Source organism: Pseudomonas sp. GM24, from assembly GCF_000282235.1.
Lineage (GTDB): Bacteria > Pseudomonadota > Gammaproteobacteria > Pseudomonadales > Pseudomonadaceae > Aquipseudomonas.
Window position 1 is genome coordinate 1 of the sequence record NZ_AKJR01000326.1, and the last position, 2423, is coordinate 2423.

2 protein-coding genes are annotated in these 2423 nt (G+C 61.4%); both read right to left on the bottom strand.

Annotation, left to right across the window (positions count from 1 at the left end):
- Positions 1-35 precede the first annotated feature (35 nt).
- Positions 36-2165: a DNA helicase RecQ gene (recQ, locus tag PMI23_RS27765; RefSeq protein WP_007919724.1), complete on the bottom strand. Its 2130-nt coding sequence runs from the start codon at positions 2163-2165 to the stop codon at positions 36-38.
- Positions 2166-2208: 43 nt separating this feature from the next.
- The coding region (locus PMI23_RS30115) for a hypothetical protein (protein WP_238539570.1) at positions 2209-2423 on the bottom strand (215 nt) is incomplete at its 5' end.

The following is a 2423-nucleotide window of genomic DNA, read 5'->3' on the forward strand; positions in this document are numbered from 1 at the left end:
GGGCGGGCGGCGTTCCGATGAAGGGTACGGCCAAATTACATTTCGAATTCCGATTGCAGCGCAGCACGCACGCAATACAGCACGCCTTCCGGCACACGCCCGGCAAACAGCTCGGCCACCTCGGCGACCGACGGCAACTCGCCTTCTCCATCAAGGAACGCGTCCTGCACTTCGCCCATCAATTCTTCAGGCAAATCCAGCGCCTGTTCCAGCGACAACTGCTGCTTGCCGATCGCCTCGGCGAGCATGGTGTAGACGTTCTTCTCCGTGCACTGCAACTGACCGGCGATTTGCATCGGGGTCATGCCGGCGCGTGCCAGGGTGATCAGTTCGTGGCGCACGTCGGCCACCGCTTTCGGCGCCTCGACCTCGCCGCCGAGCACTTCGAGGAAGGCATCGCCATAGCGTTCCAGCTTGCGCGCGCCGACCCCGCTGACCCGGGCCATTTCCGCCAGCGAAGTCGGTTGGCTGCGGAGCATTTCCAGCAACGTCGAATCGGGGAAGATGACGTACGGTGGCACGCCATGTTCTTCGGCCAGTTTGCGCCGCAGCGCGCGCAGGGCTTCCCACTGTTCGCGCTCTTCGCCGCGCACCAGTTGGCTGGCCGGGCTCTTGCTGGCGGTTTTGGCGGTGACCTGCGGCTTGAGATCGCGGCGCAACTCCAGCGTGACTTCACCCTTGAGCAATGGCCGGCAACTGTCATTCAGACGCAGACCGCCATAACCTTCGTGATCGACATCCGCCAGACCGCGCGCGACCAATTGACGGAACAGCGAGCGCCACTCGCTCTCGCTCAGTGCCTTGCCGACGCCGTACACCGACAGATGCTGATGGCCAAAACTGCGGACTTTTTCGTTGTCCTTGCCCAGCAGCACGTCGACCAGATGACCGACGCCATAACGCTGGCCGGTACGGAAAATCGCCGACAACGCCTGACGTGCGGGCTCGGTGGCATCCCAGGTCTGCACGCCATCGACGCAGTTGTCGCAATGCCCGCAAGGCTCGGGCATGTCTTCATCAAAGTACGCCAGCAGGGTCTGGCGACGGCAGCGGGTTTCTTCACACAGCGACAGCATCGCGTCGAGCTTGTGTTGCTCGAGACGCTTGTGCCGCTCGTCGCCTTCGGAGTTTTGCAGCATCTGCTTGAGCATCACCACGTCTTGCAGACCGTAGGCCATCCAAGCATCCGCCGGCAGGCCGTCACGGCCGCCGCGACCGGTTTCCTGGTAATACGCTTCAAGGGATTTCGGCAGATCGAGGTGCGCGACAAAACGTACGTTGGGCTTGTCGATGCCCATGCCGAACGCCACTGTGGCAACCATGATCAGGCCTTCCTCATTGAGGAAGCGCTTCTGGTTGAAGGCACGTAGCTCATTGGGCAAACCGGCGTGATACGGCAGCGCCGGGAAGCCCTGCTCGCTCAGGAACGCCGCGACTTCCTCGACTTTCTTGCGCGACAGGCAATAGACGATGCCGGCATCGCTGCGCCGCTCGGCGAGGAACGCCAGCAACTGCTTGCGCGGCTGCTCTTTGGGGACGATGCGGTAAAAAATGTTCGGGCGGTCGAAGCTCGACAGGAAGCGCTCGGCATTTTGCAGGTGCAGGCGGGTGACGATTTCTTCGCGGGTACGCTTGTCGGCAGTGGCCGTCAGGGCGATGCGCGGTACGTCAGGGAACATCTCGGCCAATTGGCCCAGTTGCAGGTATTCCGGACGGAAGTCGTGGCCCCACTGCGACACGCAGTGCGCTTCATCGATGGCGAACAACGCGATGTTCAGGCTCTGCAGGAATGAGAGCATGCGCGGCTGCACCAGACGCTCGGGCGCCAGATACAACATCTTCACTTCACCGCGCTTGATCCGCGCCGCGAGATCACGCTGCTGCTCGGCGCTCAAGGTGGAATTCAGCGCGGCGGCGGCCACGCCCAGCTCTTCGAGGGTGGCAACCTGATCGTCCATCAGTGCGATCAGCGGCGATACCACCACCGCCAGGCCCTCGCGCAGCAGCGCCGGCACCTGGAAGCACAGCGACTTGCCGCCACCGGTAGGCATCAGTACCAGCGCATCACCGCCACTGGCCACGCGCTCAATGATTGCACCCTGACGGCCACGGAAACTGTCGTAGCCGAAGATGTCCTTGAGGACGCGCTGAGCCTGTTCGAGCATAAAAACTCCAAAAATCTACCGATACATCCCTGCTCAGGCTGGTTCAGAACAGCCACGGCTGCTTAAACAAAACGTAAGAGCGCATTGCATGACAGCCGCAATGCGGCAGGGATCGCAAAACGCGGCAGTATACCCGAGGCCTAACCTGCACAGGGCGACACCCGTCGATACAATCGCTGATACCTGTGTAGGTGCTGCCGAAGGCTGCGATCTTTTGATTTGCTTTTAATAAAGACAAGATCAAAAGATCGCAGCCTT